The following is a 223-nucleotide window of genomic DNA, read 5'->3' on the forward strand; positions in this document are numbered from 1 at the left end:
TCTGCTGCGTGGTACCAAGCGTGACGACGTTGAGCGTGGCCAGGTTCTGGTCAAGCCAGGTTCGGTCAAGCCGCACACCAAGTTCACCGCAGAAGTCTACGTTCTGTCGAAAGAAGAAGGCGGCCGTCACACTCCGTTCTTCAAAGGCTACCGTCCTCAGTTCTACTTCCGTACCACTGACGTGACCGGTAACTGCGAACTGCCGGAAGGCGTTGAAATGGTA

1 pseudogene is annotated in these 223 nt (G+C 56.1%); it reads left to right on the forward strand.

Features of this window, described 5'->3' with window-relative positions:
- Nucleotides 1–223: pseudogene (locus ACNFBR_RS29375) on the forward strand (elongation factor Tu); the annotation flags it as partial.

Origin of the sequence: Pseudomonas sp. NY11955, from assembly GCF_048068035.1 — a bacterium.
Classification (GTDB): domain Bacteria; phylum Pseudomonadota; class Gammaproteobacteria; order Pseudomonadales; family Pseudomonadaceae; genus Aquipseudomonas.